Origin of the sequence: Streptomyces cadmiisoli (assembly GCF_003261055.1) — a bacterium.
Lineage (GTDB): Bacteria > Actinomycetota > Actinomycetes > Streptomycetales > Streptomycetaceae > Streptomyces > Streptomyces cadmiisoli.
The window spans coordinates 2259501-2279915 of record NZ_CP030073.1; the positions used below are offsets into that span (position 1 = coordinate 2259501).

General features: G+C 73.8%; 20 protein-coding genes and 2 pseudogenes. 7 read left to right on the plus strand and 15 right to left on the minus strand.

Translation table 11 applies throughout. The features are described 5' to 3' along the window. Positions 1 to 15: 15 nt before the first annotated feature. From dnaK to DN051_RS09410, 5 genes are all read right to left on the minus strand, one after another. Positions 16 to 1896 (minus strand): molecular chaperone DnaK, encoded by a 1881-nt coding sequence (gene dnaK / locus DN051_RS09390; RefSeq protein ID WP_053759163.1) that lies wholly within the window; start codon positions 1894 to 1896, stop codon positions 16 to 18. 81 nt (positions 1897 to 1977) lie between these two features. Next, the gene (locus DN051_RS09395; protein ID WP_053759164.1) at positions 1978 to 2715 is read right to left on the minus strand and encodes a glycerophosphodiester phosphodiesterase family protein; all 738 of its coding nucleotides are present in this window, start codon (positions 2713 to 2715) and stop codon (positions 1978 to 1980) included. 72 nt (positions 2716 to 2787) lie between these two features. Then, positions 2788 to 3213, minus strand: a complete 426-nt coding sequence (locus DN051_RS09400; RefSeq protein ID WP_053759165.1) for an OsmC family protein — start codon at positions 3211 to 3213, stop codon at positions 2788 to 2790. Between the two features lie 192 nt (positions 3214 to 3405). After that, positions 3406 to 5499, minus strand: coding sequence for a phage holin family protein (locus tag DN051_RS09405; protein ID WP_112438494.1), 2094 nt, complete (start codon positions 5497 to 5499; stop codon positions 3406 to 3408). Between the two features lie 93 nt (positions 5500 to 5592). Then, complete coding sequence (locus tag DN051_RS09410) at positions 5593 to 5994, minus strand: hypothetical protein (RefSeq protein ID WP_053759167.1); 402 nt, start codon at positions 5992 to 5994, stop codon at positions 5593 to 5595. A gap of 84 nt (positions 5995 to 6078) precedes the next feature. Between DN051_RS09410 and DN051_RS09415 the strand changes: the two genes are divergently transcribed. Beyond that, positions 6079 to 6852, plus strand: coding sequence for an MBL fold metallo-hydrolase (locus tag DN051_RS09415; protein ID WP_112438495.1), 774 nt, complete (start codon positions 6079 to 6081; stop codon positions 6850 to 6852). Next, positions 6849 to 7472, plus strand: a complete 624-nt coding sequence (locus tag DN051_RS09420; protein ID WP_053759169.1) for a DedA family protein — start codon at positions 6849 to 6851, stop codon at positions 7470 to 7472. Before DN051_RS09415 ends, DN051_RS09420 begins: the two co-directional genes overlap by 4 nt. Here the strand turns inward: DN051_RS09420 and DN051_RS09425 are convergent. Genes DN051_RS09425 through DN051_RS45770 form a run of 3 tightly spaced genes read right to left on the minus strand, consistent with a single transcriptional unit; the run spans position 7454 to position 10969 of the window. Beyond that, complete coding sequence (locus tag DN051_RS09425) at positions 7454 to 8566, minus strand: MBL fold metallo-hydrolase (RefSeq protein WP_112442177.1); 1113 nt, start codon at positions 8564 to 8566, stop codon at positions 7454 to 7456. The two genes, DN051_RS09420 and DN051_RS09425, sit on opposite strands and share 19 nt — an antisense overlap. Beyond that, positions 8563 to 9810, minus strand: a complete 1248-nt coding sequence (locus DN051_RS09430) for an aminotransferase class I/II-fold pyridoxal phosphate-dependent enzyme (RefSeq protein ID WP_053759170.1) — start codon at positions 9808 to 9810, stop codon at positions 8563 to 8565. Before DN051_RS09430 ends, DN051_RS09425 begins: the two co-directional genes overlap by 4 nt. A gap of 55 nt (positions 9811 to 9865) precedes the next feature. After that, complete coding sequence (locus DN051_RS45770; protein ID WP_053759171.1) at positions 9866 to 10969, minus strand: hypothetical protein; 1104 nt, start codon at positions 10967 to 10969, stop codon at positions 9866 to 9868. Positions 10970 to 11198: 229 nt separating this feature from the next. Between DN051_RS45770 and DN051_RS09440 the strand changes: the two genes are divergently transcribed. Both DN051_RS09440 and DN051_RS09445 read left to right on the plus strand, forming a co-directional pair. Beyond that, on the plus strand, positions 11199 to 11585 hold the full coding sequence (locus DN051_RS09440; RefSeq protein ID WP_112438496.1) for a DUF2795 domain-containing protein: 387 nt from the start codon (positions 11199 to 11201) through the stop codon (positions 11583 to 11585). Next, complete coding sequence (locus DN051_RS09445) at positions 11582 to 12046, plus strand: CBS domain-containing protein (protein WP_112438497.1); 465 nt, start codon at positions 11582 to 11584, stop codon at positions 12044 to 12046. Before DN051_RS09440 ends, DN051_RS09445 begins: the two co-directional genes overlap by 4 nt. A 188-nt stretch (positions 12047 to 12234) precedes the next feature. Here the strand turns inward: DN051_RS09445 and DN051_RS09450 are convergent, their stop codons facing one another. Continuing rightward, positions 12235 to 12576 (minus strand): DUF6158 family protein, encoded by a 342-nt coding sequence (locus tag DN051_RS09450; protein WP_234388806.1) that lies wholly within the window; start codon positions 12574 to 12576, stop codon positions 12235 to 12237. A gap of 209 nt (positions 12577 to 12785) precedes the next feature. Then, on the minus strand, positions 12786 to 14405 hold the full coding sequence (locus tag DN051_RS09455) for an ATP-binding cassette domain-containing protein (RefSeq protein WP_112438498.1): 1620 nt from the start codon (positions 14403 to 14405) through the stop codon (positions 12786 to 12788). Positions 14406 to 14598: 193 nt separating this feature from the next. On the opposite strand from DN051_RS09455, the gene DN051_RS09460 reads away from it, so the two are divergent. The 3 genes from DN051_RS09460 (at position 14599) to DN051_RS09470 (ending at position 17228) form a co-directional block, all read left to right on the plus strand. After that, positions 14599 to 16092, plus strand: a complete 1494-nt coding sequence (locus tag DN051_RS09460; protein ID WP_053759175.1) for a bifunctional phosphatase PAP2/diacylglycerol kinase family protein — start codon at positions 14599 to 14601, stop codon at positions 16090 to 16092. 101 nt (positions 16093 to 16193) lie between these two features. Then, a complete protein-coding gene (locus tag DN051_RS09465; RefSeq protein WP_112438499.1) occupies positions 16194 to 17015 on the plus strand; it encodes a class I SAM-dependent methyltransferase in 822 nt (273 codons plus the stop codon). 42 nt (positions 17016 to 17057) lie between these two features. Next, entirely contained in the window at positions 17058 to 17228 is a 171-nt protein-coding gene (locus DN051_RS09470; protein WP_053759177.1) for a hypothetical protein, read from the plus strand. Positions 17229 to 17245: 17 nt separating this feature from the next. Here DN051_RS09470 and DN051_RS46455 read toward each other — a convergent pair. The 5 genes and pseudogenes from DN051_RS46455 to DN051_RS44995 all read right to left on the minus strand — a co-directional run. Then, a pseudogene (locus DN051_RS46455) lies at positions 17246 to 17320 on the minus strand (gas vesicle protein K); the annotation flags it as partial. A gap of 7 nt (positions 17321 to 17327) precedes the next feature. Next, entirely contained in the window at positions 17328 to 18083 is a 756-nt protein-coding gene (locus DN051_RS09480) for a GvpL/GvpF family gas vesicle protein (protein ID WP_053759178.1), read from the minus strand. Next, positions 18080 to 18411: pseudogene (locus tag DN051_RS09485) on the minus strand (gas vesicle protein). Before DN051_RS09485 ends, DN051_RS09480 begins: the two are co-directional and overlap by 4 nt. Next, positions 18408 to 19538 carry an SRPBCC family protein gene (locus DN051_RS09490; protein ID WP_053759179.1) on the minus strand — a complete coding sequence of 377 codons (1131 nt, stop codon included), beginning with the start codon at positions 19536 to 19538 and terminating at the stop codon, positions 18408 to 18410. Before DN051_RS09490 ends, DN051_RS09485 begins: the two are co-directional and overlap by 4 nt. Then, positions 19535 to 20272, minus strand: coding sequence for a DNA primase (locus DN051_RS44995; RefSeq protein ID WP_162624897.1), 738 nt, complete (start codon positions 20270 to 20272; stop codon positions 19535 to 19537). Before DN051_RS44995 ends, DN051_RS09490 begins: the two co-directional genes overlap by 4 nt. Positions 20273 to 20415: the final 143 nt, after the last annotated feature.

The window sequence follows — 20415 nt, forward strand, 5'->3', positions numbered from 1 at the left end:
TCGACCGGCCCCCTCCTAGGCCGCGCCGCCCTTGGCGTCCCTGTCCTGGCTGCCGTCCCGGTCGTCGTCCACGATCTCCGCGTCGACCACGCCCTCCTCTTCCTGCGGCGGGGTGTGCGGCTCACCCGCCCCGGCGGAGGTCTGCTGGGCCTGCGCGTACATGGCCTGGCCCATCCGCTGGCTCACGGTGGCCAGCTTCTCGACGCCCGCGCGCAGTTCGTCCGTCGCCGCGTCGCGCTCCAGCGACTGCTTCAGCTCCGTGATCGCCGACTCGACCTCCGACCGGGTCTCGGCCGGTACCCGCTCCTCGTTCTCCCGGACGAACTTCTCCGTCTGGTAGACGAGTTGCTCGGCCTGGTTGCGGGTCTCGGCCGCCTCCCGGCGCCTGCGGTCCTCGTCCGCGTACTGCTCGGCCTCCCGCATCATGCGGTCGATGTCGTCCTTGGGCAGCGCCGAACCGCCGGTCACGGTCATCTTCTGCTCGCGGCCGGTCGCCAGGTCCTTCGCGGAGACGTGCATGATGCCGTTGGCGTCGATGTCGAAGGCGACCTCGACCTGCGGGACGCCGCGCGGGGCGGGCGGCAGGCCGGTGAGGTCGAAGGTGCCGAGCTTCTTGTTGTAGACGGCGATCTCCCGTTCGCCCTGGTAGACCTGGATGCCGACCGAGGGCTGGTTGTCGGTGGCGGTGGTGAAGATCTCCGAACGCCGGGTCGGGATCGTGGTGTTGCGCTCGATGAGCTTCGTCATGATGCCGCCCTTGGTCTCGATGCCGAGGGACAGCGGGGTGACGTCGAGGAGCAGCACGTCCTTGACGTCGCCGCGGATGACACCGGCCTGGAGGGCGGCGCCCACGGCCACGACCTCGTCCGGGTTGACACCCTTGTGCGGGTCCTTGCCGGTCAGCTCCCTGACCAGTTCGGTGACGGCCGGCATACGGGTGGAGCCGCCGACGAGGATGACGTGGTCGATCGCGGCGAGCTTGATGCCGGCGTCCTTGACCGCCTGGTGGAAGGGGGTCTTGCAGCGGTCGAGCAGGTCGGCGGTGAGCTCCTGGAACTGGGCCCGCGTCAGCTTCTCGTCCAGGTGGAGGGGGCCCTCCGCGGAGGCGGTGACATAGGGGAGGTTGATCGATGTCTCCGACGAGCTGGACAGCTCGATCTTCGCCTTCTCTGCACCCTCACGGAGCCGCTGGAGCGCCATCTTGTCGTTGCCCAGATCGATACCGTACTGGCCCTTGAAGCGGGTGACGAGGTGTTCCACGATCCGCTGGTCCCAGTCGTCGCCCCCGAGGTGGGTGTCACCGTTGGTGGCCTTGACCTCGATCACCCCGTCGCCGATCTCCAGCAGCGAGACGTCGAAGGTGCCGCCGCCCAGGTCGAAGACGAGGACGGTCTGCTCCTCACCGCGGTCCAGGCCGTAGGCGAGGGCGGCGGCGGTCGGTTCGTTGATGATCCGCAGCACCTTCAGACCCGCGATCTCGCCGGCCTCCTTGGTGGCCTGGCGCTGGGCGTCGTCGAAGTAGGCGGGCACGGTGATCACCGCGTCGGTGACGTCCTCGCCGAGATAGGCCTCGGCGTCCCGCTTCAGCTTCTGCAGGACGCGCGCCGACAGCTCCTGGGCGCGGTAGCGGGTGCCGTCCACGGAACCCTCGTCCGGGAAGCGCCAGTTCGCGTCGCCCATGTGCCGTTTGACGGAGCGTGCCGTGCGCTCGACGTTCGTCACGGCCTGCCGTTTGGCGACCTCGCCGACGAGTACCTCGCCGTTCTTGGCGAACGCCACGACCGAGGGCGTGGTCCTGGCGCCTTCGGCATTGGCGACGACGGTGGGTTCGCCGCCCTCCAGGACGGCCACCACCGAGTTCGTCGTTCCGAGGTCGATCCCTACCGCGCGTGCCATCGCTGTCCCCTTCCGCCAGGGAGCCTCCCCAAGTCCAGCACAAAACTTGAGTGGGCTCTTGTCAATGGGGACCGCCGTCCGTCACCGGGGACCGTCGTCGCTGCCGCGCAGGGCCACCGCGCGCCGGGGCCGGTCGGTGATCAGTACGTCCACCCGGGTGTCGGCGAGGAACGTCCGCAGACCGGCGTCGTCGTTGACCGTCCACACCATGCTGAACAGACGGTGCCGGGCGGCCTCGCGCAGCACATTGGCGCGGGCCAGCCGCTGGTGCACGGCGACCCCGTCCGCCCCGCAGGCGCGCACCCGCCGCAGCGGGAACAGCTCGCTCGCCCGGGTCGCCGCCAGCCGCCCGGCCGCCACCTGCGTCCGGTCGCGCCCCAGCGACAGGGCCGCGCGCACTGCGGGGAACGCCTGCTTGATCGCGGCGACGGAACGATCCTCCAGAGTGGTGGCCACGAATCCGTCCGGGCCGAGCAGGGCGGTGGCCCGGTCGATCAGCTCGCGTTCGTGGCCGGTCTCCTTCAGGTCCAGATGCCCGACGAGCCGGCCGGCGATCAGCTGCATGACGTCGTCCACCACCGGCACGGGATAGCCGGCCCGGTCGCTCAGCTCGGCGTGGGTGATCCGGGACAGCGGCGGACCGGCGTGCCGCACCCGCGGATCGTGGTGGACGACGAAGACACCGTCGGCCGTCCGCCGGACGTCGAACTCGACGTACTCCGCGCCCGACCGCAGCGCGTCCTCGTACGCCTGCCAGGTGGCGGCGCCGAACCGCTCGGTTCCGCCTCGGTGGGCCGAGACGGCGGGGTGGTGCGTCATGGGCGGGCTCCCGGGCGGGAAGGCGAGCGGGCCGCCCCGGAAGGGACGGCCCGTGCGGTGAGTCCGCGCGGCTCAGGCGAGCTTCGCGGTGAGCGTGATGGTCGTGCCGGTGAGGGCCTGGCTGACCGGGCAGTTGGCCTTGGCCCCCTCGGCGGCGGCGACGAACGTGTCGTTGTCGATGCCGGGGACCGTGCCCTCGACGGTGAGGTGGATGCCGGTGATGCCCTCGCCGGGCTGGAACGTCACGTCGGCCGAGGTGACGAGCTTGGTGGGCGGGGTGCCGGCACCCGCGAGGCCGTGCGACAGCGCCATGGAGAAGCAGCTGGAGTGCGCGGCGGCGATCAGCTCCTCGGGGCTGGTCTTGCCGTTGGCCTGCTCGGCGCGCGACGGCCACGACACCGGCTGCTGGCCGATGCCGGAGGAGTCGAAGGTGACGACGCCGTTGCCCTCGAGCAGGTTGCCTTCCCAGACGGTGTGTGCGGAGCGCGTGGTTGCCACGGTTCTTCCTTTCACATGCTCTCAATACGACCCCGTCTCCGGGGTTCTCGGCCCTATCCGATCACATTCCGGCTCACCTCACGCGGAACACCGGCCCACGTGCGGTGAACGGCGGGCGGACGCCCCGGAGAACGGGGCGACGTGCTCGCGCCGCACCCGGTGGGCCCGCGCCCGCGGCGGGGCGGATACCGCTCAGGCGGCCCGTTCGCTCGGCTCGTCCTCGATCGGGACCTGCGGGCCGTCCGTCTCGCGCAGCCAGCGGCGCAGTACGCGGTGCACGTGCTCGGCGCCGACCAGGGCCTCCCCGTCGTCGACCGGGTCGGAGAGGACGATCGGCGACAGCAGGAACGGCTTGGCCTGGGCGCCGCCGAGACCGCCGTGCGAACCGATCTGCTCCTCGAAGGCGAGGACCTCGCCGTCGGCGGGGTCGTGGAAGGAGTTGACCATGATGTCGGCGGTGTGCGGGAAGGAGTGCGTGCGACGGACGGCGTCCGCGGCGCCGGGCCCGAAGGCGGCGAGCGGCCCCGGGTCGGCGTCGAGTTCGTCCACCGGTATCTCCGCGCCGTACGCGCCGAGCACCACACCGCCGTGCCGCTCGCTGCGCACCAGCAGGAAGCCGATACCGGGATGGTTGGCGAGGGTCGGCAGCAGCGCGGGATGGCGGGCGTCGATCTCCTCCTTGCTCATCCGGTGGTGCACGTCCGGGAAGGAGACCAGGCCGAGATTGCCGGAGGCCAGCACGATCGGCTCCGAACGGCGGTCCGGGCGGCGCTGTCCCGGCTCCTCCTCCACGGGCCGGCGCAGCGCGGCGCGGACCGCCGCGCGGGCCTCCGCGCCGCTGCGGGTGCGTCCTGCCCGGCGCGGCACGGGCAGCCCGCAGCCGGCCCGCACCAGGTCGGCGAGGGTCAGGCCGTAGCGGGCGCGGAAGGTCTCACCGGGGCTCTGGCCGTGGTCGGACAGCACGACGATCCGGTACGGCCGCGGCGCGTGTTCGGCGACCTTCTCGATCAGCGCCAGCGCGCGGTCCAGGCGGGCGAGCACCTTCTCGGCGTCGCGGCTCATCGGCCCGGAGTGGTGCGCGACCTCGTCGTACGCCACCAGGTCCGCGTAGACGGCGGTGCGGCCGGCGAGCATGTCGCCCATCACCGCGGCGACCACGACGTCGCGCTCCACGACGGTGGCGAAGGCGCGGACGAAGGGGTAGAGGCCGCCGCGGGCGACCCGCGGGCGGACCTTGCTCGTCCGGGCCCGGGTGGACTGGCCGATCTCGCGGCAGACCTCGGCGACGAACGACAGGGCGGTGCGCACGGCGTTGGCCGGGTCGGAGAAGTAGGCGAAGTAGCCCGCCCGGGAGCGGTTCTCGCGGCTGCGCCGCCGGGTGGCTATGGACAGCACCAGGGCCTGCTCGTCGGCGCCGCCGCTGAAGAGGTTGCCGCGGCTCGCGCCGTCGAAGGTGAGCAGGCCGCCGTCGCCGGTGCGCTCGACCGCGCGGCGCTGGAGCTCGGCGGCGCTGGTCGGCCGGTTGCTGACGACGACCTCCTGGTGGTCCTTCTCGTACCAGCGGAACGCCGGCACGTCGAAGGTGCTGCCGTGCAGGATGCCCAGCTGGCTGGCGCCGGTCTGGCTGGACCAGTCGGTGCGCCACGGGGTGAGCCGGTGGGTGGGCTCGGCCCCGGGGGCGCCGGGCGGGCCGTCGCCGAGCCAGCGGGCGGCCGTCGGCATCAGGCCCTTGGCCATGGCGCCGGTCAGCACGTCGTGGCCGACACCGTCGAGCTGGACGAAGACGGTGCCGGGACTGACGGGTCCGGGCAGCGGCCGGCGCCGGCGGGCGGAGAGGCGGTACAGCCGGCGCCGGTAGGCGTCGTCGTCGCGCACGGCCAGGGCGGCGCCGGTCGCGGAGGCGACGGCGGACATCGCCGCGGCGACGACGACCGCCGTCTCCGGGTCGACGGCTCCGCGCTCGGCGGGGTTGAGGCGCAGCGCGACCAGCAGCAGCGCGCCGTTGAGGAAGAACACCAGCAGCCCGAGGACGAGCGCCGGCACCAGCAGCAGGAGCCTCACGAGTACGGGCCAGACCAGCGCCGACAGCAGACCGAAGGCGCCCGCGCCGAACGCCGCCGTCACGGCGATGGTGGTGGCGCTGTCGCCGTCCGCGCTCTGCAACTGGAAGTCCGGCAGGATCCCGGCGAGCACCAGCATCGTGACCGTGCTGACGCCCCACACCGCGACGCTTCGCCCGATCTGGCTGGCGACCCGCCGCCAACGCCCTCCTAGCACGCCCCGCACACCTCACGTCCCCGCCCGCCGCCGGAGCGGGCACGGGTCCAGATTGTCACAACGCGTACCGAACCCGACGGGTCCCGGGGGCGCAGCGGGCGGTCAGCGCCCGTCGTACCCGGCCGTCGGCATCGACAGCCGCCGATGGACCCGGGCCTTCATCTGCGCGTCGTACGACGGTTCGGCACCGCCCACGGTCTCGACCCGCACCCCGCGCCGCGCGCACTCCTCGGTGAACTCGTCGACGGACGCCAGCGCGGTCTCCAGGACCCGGCGGCTGGGCGCCACGAACAGGTCGACCCCGGGCCGGACCCCGTCCCACAGCGCGCTGTGATCGGGGCGCAGTCCCCGGACCAGCAGCTGCCGGGCGACGACGTACCCCTGCTCGGCGGCCCAGTTGGCGCACATGGCGTGCTGGCTGCGGGAGTCCACCAGGAAGGGGTCGGCCTCCAGCTCGCGCAGCGGCGTCAGACTGGCGATCGCCGTGACCCGCGGTTCTCCCATGGCGTCCCCCCTCACCTCCGGGTTTCGCCGCCGACCCTACTCCTGCCCGTAGGCTTCGGGGAGTCGCGCGAAGGAGGCAAAGAGGTGCCGGTGGAGATCACCTGGTGGGGTCACGCCACCTGCGCGGTCACGGATTCGGACGTACGCGTGCTCACCGATCCCCTGTTCGCCCGCCGGCTCGCGCATCTGCGCCGGCGGCGCGGTGCGCTGCCCCCGCCGGAGGCACGGAGCGCGGACGTGGTGCTGGTCTCGCATCTGCACGCCGACCATCTGCACGTGCCGTCACTGGCCCGCCTCGCGCCCGGCACCCGCCTGATCGTGCCCCGGGGCGCGCCCCGGGCGGTGCCGGGAATGCGCCGGCTCGCCCACCTGCGCCTGACGGAGGTGGCTCCCGGCGACGTGATCCGGATCGGCCCGCTGACCGTGCGGGCCGTGCCCGCGCTGCACGACGGACGGCGCCTGCCCGTGGGCCCGCACCGTTCACCGGCCCTCGGCTACGTCATCGAGGGCGAGGCGCGGACCTACTTCGCCGGGGACACCGGGCTGTTCGACGACATGGCGCGGGAGGTCGGGCCGGTCGACGTCGCGCTGCTGCCGGTGGGCGGCTGGGGGCCGTACCTCGGTGACGGGCACCTCGACGCCGGGCGGGCGGCGCAGGCGCTGGCCCGGCTGGCGCCGCTCAGCGCGGTGCCGGTGCACTACGGCACGTACTGGCCGGTGGGCCTGGACGCCGTGCGCCCCCACGAGTTCCACGCGCCCGGCGACGACTTCGTGCGGTTCGCCGCGCAGCGGGCGCCGCGGGTCGCGGTGCACCGGCTCGGGCACGGCGAGAGCATACGGCCGGAGGTCGCGCGGTGAGCTGGCTCGCGGCCGCGTCGACGGTGTCGCCGGAGGCGACGCAGCAGGCGATCGGCTATCCGACGCTGTTCCTCCTCGTACTGGTCGGGGCGCTCGTGCCGGTGGTGCCCACGGGGGCGCTGGTGAGTTCGGCGGCGGTGGTCGCCTTCCACCAGACGGCGCCGTTCTCGCTGGCGCTGGTGTTCGTGACGGCTTCGCTGGCCGCGTTCCTCGGTGACGTCTCGCTGTACTGGCTGGGCCGGCGCGGCATGGGTTCGAAGAACGGCTCGCGCTGGCTGGAGGCGATCAGGGCGCGGGCGCCGGAGGACCGGCTCGCCCAGGCGCAGTCCAAGCTCGCCGAGCACGGCGTCGCGGTGCTCGTGCTGTCCCGGCTGGTGCCGGCGGGCCGGCTGCCGGTGATGCTGGCCTGTCTGCTGGCGAAGTGGCCGATGCGCCGCTTCGCCCGGGGCAATCTGCCGGCCTGTCTGGCCTGGGCGGTGACGTACCAGCTGATCGGGATCCTCGGCGGCTCGCTGTTCTCCGAGCCGTGGGAGGGCGTGGTCGCCGCGGTCGCGCTGACGTTGCTGCTCGGTGTGCTGCCGGGCGTGTGGCGGCGGCTGCGTCAGCGCCCCGCCGGGTGAGGCCGGGACCCCGCTGCCCGCGGGGCGCCGCTCAGCGTCCGTGAGCCTCCCACCGGCAGGTCCCACAGGTCGTCGCGGTCCAGGCCCGCCGCGTCCCAGGCCGCCCGCACCCGGGTGAGGGGTTCCAGGACCGGCTCCGCGGACAGCACGAACGTCGCCCAGTGCATCGGCGCCATGCGGCGGGCGCCGAGATCCTGGACGGCGCGCACCGCCTCCTCCGGGTCGCAGTGGACGTCGCTCAGCCACCAGCGGGGGTCGTACGCGCCGATCGGCATCAGGGACAGGTCGATACCCGGGTAGCGGCGGCCGATCCGGGCGAACCAGTGGCCGTATCCCGTGTCGCCGGCGAAGTGGACGCGGCCGCCGTCGGGGGCGGTCAGCACCCAGCCGCCCCACAGGCTCCGGCAGCTGTCGGTGAGGGTGCGCTTGGACCAGTGGTGGGCGGGCACGAAGTCGAAGCGGACCCCGCCCAGTTCTGCCGCCTCCCACCAGTCCAGCTCCGTGACACGGGTGAACCGGCGGCGGTGGAACCACGGGCCCAGCCCGGCCGGTGCGAACACCGGGGTGTCGCACGGCAGCCGGCGCAGGGTGGGGGCGTCCAGATGGTCGTAGTGGTTGTGGCTGATCACGACGGCGTCGACGCGCGGCAGTTCGTCCCAGTCCACGCCGACGGGCGTGATGCGGGCCGGGGTGCCCAGGATGCGGCGGGACCATACCGGGTCGGTCAGGACGGTGAGCCCGCCGATGCCCAGCACCCAACTGGCGTGGCCGGCCCAGGTGACGGCGATGGTGCGCGCGTCGACGCGGGGCAGCGGAGCGGGTGCGAACGGCAGGCGCGGAACGTCGGCGAGCCCTTCCCGGCCGGGTCGCACGGCGCCCTCGCGGGCGAACCGGGCGAGTGCCTTGATGCCGGGCAGCGGTGCGGTGAGCCGGTCGTGGAAGGTCCGCGGCCACACCCGCCGCTCGCCGAGCGGACGCGGTTCGGCGAGCGGCGGGAACGGCGACGGGTGCGGGGCCTGAAGGGGTGCGACGACCGTCGGATCGCCGGCCTCCCGGGTGTTCGTGCCGGTGGTCGACTCGGACTGCTGCGTCATCGTGAAGGCTCCCATCGCTGGGCGTCGTCGCGGAGATCGTCGAAGACCGACCTCAGATTGATCAGCGCGCGCTGCACATGCGGCAGTTCCGACGGCTCGGGCGAACCGAGGCATCGCGCGCGCTCGGCGTCGGTGTGGCCGAGCAGCGGACCGGTGGCCAGCCGCACGCGCAGCTCTCCGAGGTCGTCGCCGAAGCGATGGCCGCCCGGCGCGGGCATGCCGAGCCGGGCGGTGAGGAAGTCCTCCAGTTCCTGCGCGTCGCCCACCCCCCGGGAGGCCAGCGCGGAGCGCAACGGACCGAGGTCGACGTACAGATGCCGGCCCGCCTGCGGCGGCAGCGACAGCGCGCCCGCCGTCACGACGACGTCGTGCGCGGCGCGCGCCACGTCCGCGTGCAGACGGGCGGTGGCGGCGACCCGGGCCGCGACGGGCCGCGGTTCACCGAGCGCGTAGGCGGCCGCGGCGGCGACGGGGGCCGCCACCTGCGCGCCGAGCGCGGTCAGTACGTCCAGCACGCGCGCGTGCAGTTCCCGCCCTTCGTCGCCCGCGGGGAAGCGGGCGACCGCGGCCGGCCAGCCGGACGGCAGCAGCGCCCCGGCCAGGTCGCCGACGACGGTGACCCGGTCGGGCAGCATCTCGGCGGGGCTGACCAGCACGGTCTCGTGCGGCTCGTGCAGCGTGTCGCGCCAGGTCTCGTCGCTGACCAGGTGCAGCCCCTCGCCGGCCGCGGCCTCCACGGTCTCGTGCAGCACCTCCGGCGGCGCCACCGTCGCCGTCGGGTCGTCCGCGACGGACAGTACGAGCAGCCGCGGGTCGCCGCCCTCGGCGCGCACCCGGCGCACGGTCTCCAGCAGGGCGTAGGGATCGGGCACGCCGCCGCACTCGGCGGGTGTCGCCACATGGAACACGGGTCTGCCCAGCAGTCGCACGTACGGCGCCCACCAGGCGGCGCACGGCCGCGGCGCCAGGACGTCGCCGCCGACGGCGGCGGTCAGCGCGAGCAGCAGGGCGTGCGTGCCGGGAGCGGCCACGGCGCGTTCCGGTCCGGCGGCCGGGCCGCGCCGCTGCCAGTAGCCCGCCGCCGCGTCCAGGAGGGCGGGTCCGCCGCCGACCGGCTCGCCGTGCGCGCGGTGCGCGGCCCCGGCGAGCACGTCGGCCAGTTCCGGCAGCACCGGCAGCCCGTCGTCGGGGAGGGCCGGTCCGTAGCGGACGGGTCCGTGGCCTTCCGGGTCCGACCGCCGCATGCGTACCTCCCGTGCCGGTCGTCTCTCGCGCTCTGCGTACCCAGCCCGCCCCACCTCAGGCGTCCGACGGCGGGTCCCTGCGCCACAGCCGGTACACCGCCGCGCCGAGCGCGCCGACGACCAGCACGCCACCGGTCACGAGGGCGGGCACGGACACGCCGTAGGACCCGCCCTGGCCGGCCCGTACGCCGTGCTCGACGGTGGCGGGCCGCTCGCACTCGCGCCCGGTGCACTGCCGGCCGTGGCTGCCGCCCGCCTGGGACACGGTGAACTTCGCGCTGAACGGTTTGCCCTTCTTGCCGGGCGCCGCCGGGCAGGTCCCGTCGACCGTCCAGGCGGAGGTCTTGCTCAGGGCGTTCGGGACGCCCTCGAACCGGGGTGGGGACGCGATGCGGGCGTTGCCCCGGTACACGGGCCCCGCCTTCGTGTCCTGCGCGCCGGGCACCAGCAGCAGCGTCACCCGGTCCCCGTCGAACGCCTTCGACTTCGCCTCCAGGGCCTCGGGCAGCAGACCGCCGACGGGATCGCAGGACACCGACACGGTGACGGGGTCGCCGGGCCGGTCGAGGGCGGGACTGACCACCGCGGCCGGCTTGGCGGCAGCGGCGGCGCCCGGGACCGTCGCGGTGCCGGGGACGGGCGCCGCGCCGGGGACGGTCCCGGTACCGGGGACGGGGGCGGTGCCGCCGGGGACGGTCGCCGTACCGGGCACCGGCGCGGTGCCGGGGACGGCGGCCGCGTCCCCGGCGTCCGGCACCGCGGCAGGCGGCTCGGCGGCCGCGCCGGCCTCCGCGGGGGGTTCGGGGGCGAGTGGATCGGCCTCCGCCGGCGGGTCCGGGACGGCGGGATCGGCCTCGACGTCCGCGAGCGGATCCGGTACCGCGGGATCGGCCTCCGGCGCGGGATCGGCCTCCACCTCCGCCAGCGGGTCGGGGACGGCGGGATCCGCCTCGACGTCCGCGAGGGGGTCCGGGACCGCGGGATCGGCTCCCGCTTCGGCCGGCGGCTCCGCCGCGGGGTCGGCCGCCACGTCCGTTCGCGCGTCCACGGCGGCGCGGCCGGCTCCGGCGACCGGTTCCGCGAAGGCGGTCGGTCCGATGCCGAGCAGGGCGGCACCGGCCAGGGCGGCGGCGGGCAGGACACGGACGGTGCGGCGCATGGGGACGGGCTCCTTCGAGCGGCGACGGGGGAACGAGGGCCGTACCCCCGCAGCCATCACAGCCCGCCTGTCACGCCGACGCGCGCGGCCGGACCCCATTGGCCGCAATCCGGTACCCGCGCGGGTGACACGGCCCGGCGGGAGAAGTGCCGCTCCGGTGCGGCCGGGGCCGTGTCGCGTTCCGCCGCCCGGGTACGCGGTCTGCACCCCCGAAGATCTGGAGCAAGAGATGCAGCGAGGCAGTGACCGGCTCAGCGTCCACCGGGACGATGAGATGAAGCACGAACTGCAGGGGCTGCTCAGGTCGGGCCATCCCACCCGCACGGAGGAGTGGTACGACCCCGAGCCCACCGCCGAGGACGACCCCCGGATCGCGGGCGGCCCGGTCATGCCGGGCTCCCTTCCGGAAGCCCGGTTCGAGCTGGCCCGCCTACTGGGCCGCAGCGCGTTCCCCGCGGGTCCGGGCGAGCTGATGACGGCGCTGCGGCGCAAGAACGCGCCCGACGCCCTGATCGAACCGCTGCGCCACCTGCCCCGTTCCGCGCGCTACGACAACGTCCAGGAGCTGGCGGAGGCCGTGACACGCAAGGGCGCGGGACGCCGGGAGGCGCGATGACGGCGGATTACGTGAGGGAGGTGATGACTCCGGGCGTGGTCGCCGTCCGCCCGGACGCCTCCGTGGCGGAGGCGGCACGGCTGATGCGCGCGCAGGACGTCGGTGACGTGGTCGTGGCCGACGGCGAGCAGGTGGTCGGCGTGCTGACCGACCGTGACATCGCCGTGCGTGCCGTGGCCGAGGGCCTCGATCCGTCGGGCGTGAGCGCGCGGTCGGTGTGCACACCGGACCCGGTCGTGGTGTCGCCGCAGGACCCGGTGTCCACGGCGGTCGCGCTGATGCGGGAGAAGGCCGTACGCAGACTGCCGGTGGTCGAGGACGGTCTCCCGGTGGGCGTCGTCAGCCTGGGCGACCTGGCGCTCGCGCAGGACCCGGACAGCGCACTCGCCGACATCAGCCGTGCCGCCCCGGACGAGAACGCGACAGCGCCCGGCCGCCGCGGTCCGGCGCGGGCCGGGTGACGGAGCGAGGCGGGCAGCGGATCCCGGAAGGAGGGTGAATCCGTGGCAGCCGATCGCCTCACGGCCGTCGCGCCGACGGGATCATTCACCCGGGTCCGGCCCGGAGCACGGGGCCGGACCCGGGGTCTGCCGGTCGGGCCGTGTCCCGGGCCGCCGCGGGCGCTCCGCGGGCCGGGTTCCCGGCCGCCTCAGGCGCTCGGGGTGCGGTCCGGGCCGGGGTCGGCCACGGCGGTGCCCCGTCCCCACTTGCCGACCGGGGTCCTCGGATCACCGCCGCACGCGGCCCGGCCCCGGGCGCCCTCGCGCGTTCGGCCGGAGGAGACGAACCGGCGCGGATTGCGGCGCAGGTACTCGCCCTCCAGCTGGGCCATGCGTTCGTTGTGGGCGCGCAGCGCGTCGTTCGAGCCGTACAGCAGAGTGTCGTGGCGCGTGCGGTGGATGGTCTCCAGCTCTCTCATGAGCTGCTGGTCGTCCAGCCGACCCGGTTCGACTCCGGTCATCTTGTCGCCCCGCTCGTCGTGGTCAGTGATGAGGTTCGGGTACCCGCTCGGCGGGCGGTGCCCCCGAGCGGCAATCGGGAGGGAGCCAGGAAACCCGCGTTCCTGAGTCCACTGTACGAAGATCCCGGCCCCCGGGCCTCCGCGTGCCGCCCGGCGCGACGTCCCGCAGGGCGGCTTTCCCTGCGGGAAGCGTGCTCGCGAGGCCGCCGCGACAGCGGGCGACGACCGTCGGACAGGCCCTAGCGGGACCGCTCCACCCGGCGTTCGTCCCACACCGGCTCCGAGGTCTCGCGGACCCGGCCGTCGCTGCCGAAGACCAGGTACCGGTCGAACGAGCGGGCGAACCAGCGGTCGTGCGTGACCGCGAGAACCGTGCCGTCGAACGCCTCCAGCCCCTCCTGGAGGGCTTCGGCGGACTCCAGGTCGAGGTTGTCCGTCGGCTCGTCCAGCAGCAGCGCGGTGACACCCTCCAGCTCCAGCAGGAGGATCTGGAAGCGGGCCTGCTGGCCCCCGGAGAGCCGATCGAAACTCCGTTCGGCCTGGCCGGTGAGTTCGTAGCGGCGCAGCCGGGACATGGCGGCGCCCCGGTCCTGGGCGTGCTCCCGCCACAGGATGTCCAGCAGGGGCCGTCCGGCCAGCTCCGGATGCGCGTGCGTCTGGGCGAAGTGCCCGGGCACCACCCGCGCGCCCAGCTTCCACTGGCCGGTGTGCGCGACGTCGTCCCCGGCCAGCAGCCTGAGGAAGTGCGACTTGCCGGAGCCGTTGGAGCCGAGGACGGCGACCCGTTCGCCGTAGAAGACCTCCAGGTCGAAGGGTTTCATCAGGCCGGTGAGTTCCAGGGCCTGGCAGGTGACGGCGCGTACGCCGGTGCGCCCGCCCCTGAGCCGCATCCTGATGTCCTGCTCGCGCGGCGGCTCGGGCGGCGGTCCGGCCTCCTCGAACTTGCGCAGCCGGGTCTGCGCCGCCTGGTAGCGGGACGCCATCTCGTGGCTGACGGCGGCGGCCTGACGCAGGTTCAGCACGAGCTTCTTCAGCTGGGCGTGCTTCTCGTCCCAGCGTCGGCGCAGCTCCTCGAAGCGGGCGAAGCGTTCACGCCGTGCCTCGTGGTAGGTGGCGAAGCCGCCGCCGTGCACCCAGGCGTCGGCGCCGGCCGGGCCGGGCTCCACGGAGACGATCTTCTGGGCGGCGCGGGAGAGCAGCTCGCGGTCGTGGGAGACGAACAGGACCGTCTTGCGGGTCTCCGCCAGGCGTTCCTCCAGCCAGCGCTTGCCGGGGACGTCGAGGTAGTTGTCCGGCTCGTCGAGCAGCAGCACCTCGTCGGTGCCGCGCAGCAGCGCCTCCAGGACCAGCCGCTTCTGCTCGCCGCCGGACAGGGTCCGCACCTGCCGCCACTGCGCCTTGTCGTACGGCATCCCGAGCGCGGCCGTGGTGCACATGTCCCACAGGGTCTCCGCCTCGTAGCCGCGTACCTCGGCCCAGTCGGCGAGCGCCTGCGCGTACGCCAGCTGGGCGGCCTCGTCGTCGACGGTCATGATGGCGTGCTCGGCCGCGTCGACGGCGGCGGCGGCCTCACGGATGCGCGGCGGGGCGACGGACACCAGCAGGTCGCGCACGGTCGTCTCGTCCCGTACGGAGCCGACGAACTGCCGCATCACACCGAGGCCGCCACTGACCGTGACGGTGCCGCCGTGCGGCTTCAGCTCGCCCGAGATCAGCCGGAGCAGGGTCGTCTTGCCGGCACCGTTGGGGCCCACGAGGGCGACCACGGCCCCTTCGCCCACCCGGAAGGACACGTCGCCGAGCAGCGTCCGTGCGTCGGGGAGGTGGTACTCGAGGTGCGCGGCTTCCAGATGTCCCATGGGGTCGCATTGTGCGGGCCCCGCGCGACCTGCGGCAAACGCATATCACGCCGTCCCCGTCCCGTCCGCCGCCCACCCGTCCGTCGGACGGGGTCCGGCCGGGACGGACGAGCAGCAGGCGCGTCGAGGTCCTGCGGGTACCGGTCACCGCCGATCGGACAGGAAACAGCCACTTGAGGGTACCCACACCTACATGAGCCCAGATGTCGACCTCACCGCCCTGTATCCCGGCCGTCATGCCGTGCGCGACCGGCTGCTCGCCTGGGACAGCCGTCTGTTCGAGTTCGCCGCGGCGCGTGACTGGCCGGCCGCCGAGCCCGTCCTGCCGCGGCTGAGCCGGAGCGCCAACCACGGTGTGCTGTGGTTCGCGACGGCGGGACTGATCGCCGCGAGCCGCACCCCGCGGGCCCGCCGGGCCGCCGTGCGGGGGATCGCGTCGCTGGCCCTGGCGTCGGCCGCCATCAACACCGTCGGCAAGCGCAGTGTGCGCCGGCCCCGGCCGGTCCTCGACACCGTGCCGAGGGTGCGGCAGCTGAAGCGCCAGCCGGTCACCACATCGTTCCCGTCCGGCCACTCCGCCTCCGCGGCGGCCTTCGCGGCCGGGGTGGCGCTGGAGTCCCCCGCCTGGGGTTCCGTCGTGGCCCCGGTCGCCTTCTCCGTGGCGATGTCGCGCGTCTACACCGGCGTCCACTTCCCGAGCGACGTCCTGGCGGGCGCCGCGCTCGGGGTGGGCGCGGCGTTCGTCGTGCGGGCACTGGTGCCGAGCCGGTCGCAGACCGCGCCGCCCGCCCGGGCACGGGCCGAGGCGCCGCCGCTGCCGGAGGGCGAGGGCCTGGTCGTCGTGGCCAACACGGCGGCGGGCAGCGCGGACCGGGTGCGGGCGCTGCGGGACGCGCTGCCGCGGGCGGAGATCGTCGAGTGCGCGCCCCAGGACATGCGTGAGGAACTGGAGAAGGCGGCGGCCCGCGCCGAGGCGCTGGGTGTGTGCGGCGGCGACGGCACGGTGAACACGGCCGCCGGGATCGCTCTGCGCCGGGGTCTGCCGCTCGCGGTGCTGCCCGGCGGCACGCTGAACCACTTCGCGTACGACCTGGGGGTGGAGGACGTGCGGGCGCTGAGCCGCGCGGTCAGCCGGGGCGACGCGATGCGGGTGGACGTGGGCCGGTTCACCAGCGGAGAGAAGCGGGGCGTCTTCCTCAACACGTGCAGCCTGGGTGTCTATCCGGAGCTGGTGCGCGAGCGGGACCGCTGGGCGCACCGGATCGGCGGCTGGCCGGCCGGGGTGCTGGCGGCGCTGCGCGTGCTGCGCGCGGACCGGCATCCGCTGGAGGTCGAACTCGGCGGCCGGTCGCATCCGCTGTGGCTGCTGTTCGCCGGGAACGGCACCTACCACCGGCTGGGTCTGGCGCCGGCCCGCCGGCTCGACCTCGCCGACGGGCGGCTCGACGTGCGGGTGGTGCACGGCGGCCGCAGGCCGGCCGTGCGGCTGCTGGCCGCCGCTCTGGCGGGCCCGCTGACCCGCTCCCCGGCGCACGCGGCGGTCCAGGTGAGCACGTTGCGGCTGAAGGGCGTCGAACCGGGCACGCTCCTCGCCTACGACGGCGAGGTGACCGAGGTGGCGGGCGACGTCACGTTGGAGAAGCAGGCCGAAGCGCTGGTCGTGTACCGGCCGGGCCCCGATGACTGACGAGGTATCTGCCCGCATCGCGGAACGATCTGTCTCAGCATGCGGTTGGTGCGTACGGTGAGGGAGGACGTGAACCCGTACGACGAGAAAGAGGTACCGCCATGCCGCAAGCGCGGGAGACCGCCGTCTACACGCACGGGCACCACGAGTCCGTGCTCCGTTCGCACACCTGGCGGACCGCGGCCAACTCAGCGGCGTACCTCCTCGGCTCGCTCGAGCCCGACATGCGGATCCTGGACATCGGCTGCGGGCCCGGCACCATCACCGCCGACCTGGCCGCGCTGGTCCCGCACGGCCGGGTCACCGGTGTCGACCGCGCGCCGGACATCCTGGACCGGGCGCGGGCCACCGCGGCCGAACGCGGGCTGACGAACGTCGACTTCGCGGTCGGCGACGTGCACGCCCTGGACTTCCCCGACGGCACGTTCGATGTGGTCCACGCGCACCAGGTGCTCCAGCACGTCGGCGATCCCGTGCGGGCGCTGCGCGAGATGCGGCGGGTGGCGGCACCGGGCGGCCTCGTCGCCGTCCGCGACTCGGACTACGCGGCGATGACCTGGTACCCCGCGACACCCGGGCTGGACGACTGGCGCGACCTCTACGACCGGGTGGCCCGCGCCAACGGCGGTGAGCCGGACGCCGGACGACGGCTGAAGTCCTGGGCGCTGGAGGCGGGCCTGACCGACATCACGGCCACCTCCGGCACCTGGACCTTCTCGACGCCGCAGGAGCGGGCCTGGTGGAGCGATCTGTGGGCGGAGCGCACCCTGGCGTCCGCCTACGCGGAGCGGGCCGTGCAGGGCGGCCACGCGACCGACGGGCAGCTGCGCGCGGTGTCCCGGGCCTGGCGGGAGTGGGGCACGCACGACGACGGCTGGTTCAGCGTTCTGCACGGAGAAATTCTCTGCCGCAAGGAAGTCTGAAATTCAGCTTTCGGGAAACTCGCACGGCAGGAGGTTCACATTATGGTTCCGATCCTGCTCGTATTGCTTCTCGCATTGATTCTCTTCGGCGCCGGATTCGCCGTCGAGTTGCTCTGGTGGATTGCTGTGGTGGTCCTGGTCGTGTGGCTTCTGGGATTCCTGCTGCGCGGTACGACGGCGGCCGGATCCAGGGGGCGCTGGTACCGGTGGTGAACAAGCCCGGGAATTCGTTCCCGGGGCAGTAGCGAGCCCAGCGGCCCGAGGCCCGGATTCAGGTCCTCGGGCCGCGGCCCGTAGCGCGTCCGATCACCGTCACGGTTTCTCCCCCGCGAAGGAATAGGCGGCCCAGGGACCGGTCAGCTCCACCCGGATTCCCGGCGCCTCGCCCTTCGTCCGGTCGACGATTTCCACGAACTCCTCCGACTGGACGCGTGGCACCAGATAAGCGGAATTCAGTACATTGCGCTCCGAGGGGCCGGACAGTGCCGGATTCTGCGGAGTGTGCAATCGTGAGTCCTCGGCGTGTGCGGCAAGCTTCTCGTGCAGCCGGGCGGCGTACTCCTCCGCCTGCCGTGGACCGTCCTCGTGCTCCCCGGCACGGCGGCGCAGCCGGTCCCGTCCCGGCACGGCCGTCCCGGGCGGCGGCTCGTTCTCGGCGGTGTCCTCGGGAGCGGATTCGACGTACACCTTCACACCCCATTCCACCCGCCCCTCCAGACGGTCGAGGGTGCGCCGGAAGTCCCCCTCCCGGGCCTCCAGCATCGTCCGTACGCCGCTGTCGTCGCGGAAGACGGTGGCCAGCCTCAACGGCAGGGGCGTGGTGACCGTCGTCAGCGCGTCGATCACGCCCTGGTGGGCCCGCGCGGTGGCGGTGAGCCACTCGCCGTCCTCCAGATGCGCCCGCAGCGGCTCCTCCGCGAATTCGCCCTCGGGCACCGCGCTCACCACGGCGACCAGATCGCCGTGGTGGAGCAGCTTGGGCGGGGCGCCCGCCACTCCGGTCAGCTGGGACTGCAGCGCAGCGCCGAAAGGGCGGCACACGGCGTACACGTACCGCAGTCCGGTCATGAAGCCTCCTCCTGAGTGCGGCCGGCCGCGGGTTCCGCCGGCCGCGCGCGCAACCCGGCGTTCTCCCGGTCCGGTTCCGAGCGCCGGGCACGCGACGACAGGCCCGGTTCGTCCTCCCACCAGTCGATGCCCATCTCCTTCGCCTTGTCCACCGACGCGACGATCAGCCGCGGCTCGATGGTGAGCGGTTCGATGTCGAGCAGGTCGACGTCGAGCGGGTCGATCCGCGTGTCGCCCGCGACGACGACGCCCTTGTCGGGCACGCGCTCCAGGAGGTCGGCGCCCCGTCGTGGCCGTAGGGGTCGGACAACCGGCTGGGCGACGTCATCGGCGGCTCCCGGCGGTGTGGTCGTCCCGGTACTCGTCCTCGGTGTCCTTCTCCGCTTCGCGCTCGTCCGCTCCTCGGGTTTCCTCCACCTCATATTCTTCTTCGGATTCCTCGTCCTCGCCGTACGCCTCGGGTTCCCCCTCTTCCCCGTATTCCTCGTCGTACTCACCGTGGTCGTCGTGGTCGTCGTGGTCGTCGTGCTCGTCCCGGTCGCCGGCCTCCCGGTCGTCGGCCTCCTCCTGCTCGGCGGCCTCCTCCTCGGCGACGGCGTCCTCGTGCCCGAGCACGACCTCGCCGTCGTGGATCTCACCGCGCCAGCCCTCCTCCGCCTCGCCGCGGAGCGTGATGTGGCGGGCGTAGTTCTTCAGGTCGAGCCGGGCGCGGCGGCCCTGGGCGCGCCAGAGGTTGCCGGTCTTCTCGAACAGGCCCTTGGGGTAGTACTCGATGACCAGCAGGACGCGGGTCAGGTTGTCGGCGAGCCGGTGGAAGGAGACGACGCCCTTCGTCGTTCCCTTGGCGCCCTCGGAGGTCCACACGATCCGGTCGTCGGGCACCTGCTCGGTGGTGCGGGCCTTCCAGCTGCGGTTGGACCAGAAGACCTTCAGCTGCCAGTCCGAGGACGTGTCGTCGGCGCGCGAGGCGCTCTTGACTCCCTTGGCGAAGGTGCTGAAGTCCTGGTAGCGGGTCCACTGGTCGTAGGCGGTGCGCAACGGCACGCCCACGTCGATGTACTCCATGATCACGGTCGGCCGGTGCCCGGAGCCGCCCTTGCCGCCGCCCTTGCCGCCGAACAGGTTCTTCACCGCGCCCATCACGTTGTCCTTGACGCGCGAGGCGCCGAGTTCCAGCGCGGTGCGCAGCGGGCTCTTGCCCTCGGCGAGCTTGCGGCCGCCGTCCAGGGCGAGCCGGGCGAAGCCGGGGCTGCCGCCGTCGGCGATGTCGTTGAGCTTGACCGTGGTCTCGCCGAGCTTGCGGCCGAGGTCGGTCAGCAGACGGGTGGCCTGCGCCGCCAGGTACTCCTGCGCCTCCGCCTTCAGCCGGTCGGCGGCCTCGCTGTGGGCCACCTCGGTGAGCGGGTTGGAATGCCGGTCGGCCACGGAGGCCGCCGATCCGATCGTGTCGGTCATCGCTCGTCGCCTCCCTTCGGGGTGCGGCCGGACGCCCGTGCGGGCGTCGTACGGCGGGCCGCGGTCTTGGCGGAGGCCGTCCCGGCCGAGGCGGCCCTGGCGGACGCCGTCCTGCGCGCGGCCGTCCGCTCGGCCGCCGTCTTCTTCTTGGCGGGCGCCTTGCCTCCGGGTGCCTGGCCGGCCGCCTTCTTCGCAGGGGCCTTCTTCACGGCGGCCTTCTTCGCGACGGCCTTCTTCGCGGGCGCCGCCCGTCCCGGCGCCGACCGTCCCGGCTCCGACCGTGCGGACTCCCGCTCGGCCCCGGCGTCCCGCTCCGCCGTCCCCGGCTGGTCGTCCCCGTACCGCCGCTGACGGTCCTCGTCGGCGTGGTCCAGGCGGTCCTCGTCGTCGTAGCGGCCGTCGGCCTGTCCGGGCACCACGCCGCCGAGCCGGTCGCGGACCCCGGCAGTGCGGTCGTGCAGACGGTCGGCGAGCGTGTCGAGCTGCCGCTCGACCAGCGCGCCCGTCGCCGCGCCGCCCACGCCGCGCAGGTCCTGGCGCAGTTGGTCCCCGATCTCCTTGAACTGCGGATTGTTCGCCAGTTGCCCGGAGACCAGCTCCGCGAGCGCCCGCGGGCTCAGCTGCATGCGCCGGCCGGCCACGAGCGTGCCGACGGCGAACGCCAGTCTCAGTTTCCTCGTGCGTCCGAGGACGTATCCGGCCCCTACCGCGAGGCCCAGTCCCACTCGGTTCATCGTGTCGTCCCGTCGTTCGTCACCACGGCCGTCGCAGCCGGGCCGCCGCACAGCCGGTCTGCTGTGCCGGGACCACGGTCGTGCCGACCGCTCCTCGTCGTGAGTCGTGTCGATCCGTTCTGTTGTGCTGCTCCGGTGTGCTG

What these genes read in the sequence shown, in the direction of transcription:
- DN051_RS09455 (WP_112438498.1), bottom strand. Translation starts at nt 14,405, where the DNA reads ATGGGACATCTGGAAGCCGCGCACCTCGAGTACCACCTCCCCGACGCA.
- DN051_RS09470 (WP_053759177.1), top strand. Translation starts at nt 17,058, where the DNA reads ATGGTTCCGATCCTGCTCGTATTGCTTCTCGCATTGATTCTCTTCGGC.
- DN051_RS44995 (WP_162624897.1), bottom strand. Translation starts at nt 20,272, where the DNA reads ATGAACCGAGTGGGACTGGGCCTCGCGGTAGGGGCCGGATACGTCCTC.
- DN051_RS09425 (WP_112442177.1), bottom strand. Translation starts at nt 8,566, where the DNA reads ATGACGCAGCAGTCCGAGTCGACCACCGGCACGAACACCCGGGAGGCC.
- DN051_RS09460 (WP_053759175.1), top strand. Translation starts at nt 14,599, where the DNA reads ATGAGCCCAGATGTCGACCTCACCGCCCTGTATCCCGGCCGTCATGCC.
- DN051_RS09465 (WP_112438499.1), top strand. Translation starts at nt 16,194, where the DNA reads ATGCCGCAAGCGCGGGAGACCGCCGTCTACACGCACGGGCACCACGAG.
- DN051_RS09410 (WP_053759167.1), bottom strand. Translation starts at nt 5,994, where the DNA reads ATGGGAGAACCGCGGGTCACGGCGATCGCCAGTCTGACGCCGCTGCGC.
- DN051_RS09490 (WP_053759179.1), bottom strand. Translation starts at nt 19,538, where the DNA reads ATGACCGACACGATCGGATCGGCGGCCTCCGTGGCCGACCGGCATTCC.
- DN051_RS09445 (WP_112438497.1), top strand. Translation starts at nt 11,582, where the DNA reads ATGACGGCGGATTACGTGAGGGAGGTGATGACTCCGGGCGTGGTCGCC.
- DN051_RS45770 (WP_053759171.1), bottom strand. Translation starts at nt 10,969, where the DNA reads ATGCGCCGCACCGTCCGTGTCCTGCCCGCCGCCGCCCTGGCCGGTGCC.
- DN051_RS09440 (WP_112438496.1), top strand. Translation starts at nt 11,199, where the DNA reads ATGCAGCGAGGCAGTGACCGGCTCAGCGTCCACCGGGACGATGAGATG.
- DN051_RS09395 (WP_053759164.1), bottom strand. Translation starts at nt 2,715, where the DNA reads ATGACGCACCACCCCGCCGTCTCGGCCCACCGAGGCGGAACCGAGCGG.
- dnaK (WP_053759163.1), bottom strand. Translation starts at nt 1,896, where the DNA reads ATGGCACGCGCGGTAGGGATCGACCTCGGAACGACGAACTCGGTGGTG.
- DN051_RS09480 (WP_053759178.1), bottom strand. Translation starts at nt 18,083, where the DNA reads ATGACCGGACTGCGGTACGTGTACGCCGTGTGCCGCCCTTTCGGCGCT.
- DN051_RS09430 (WP_053759170.1), bottom strand. Translation starts at nt 9,810, where the DNA reads ATGCGGCGGTCGGACCCGGAAGGCCACGGACCCGTCCGCTACGGACCG.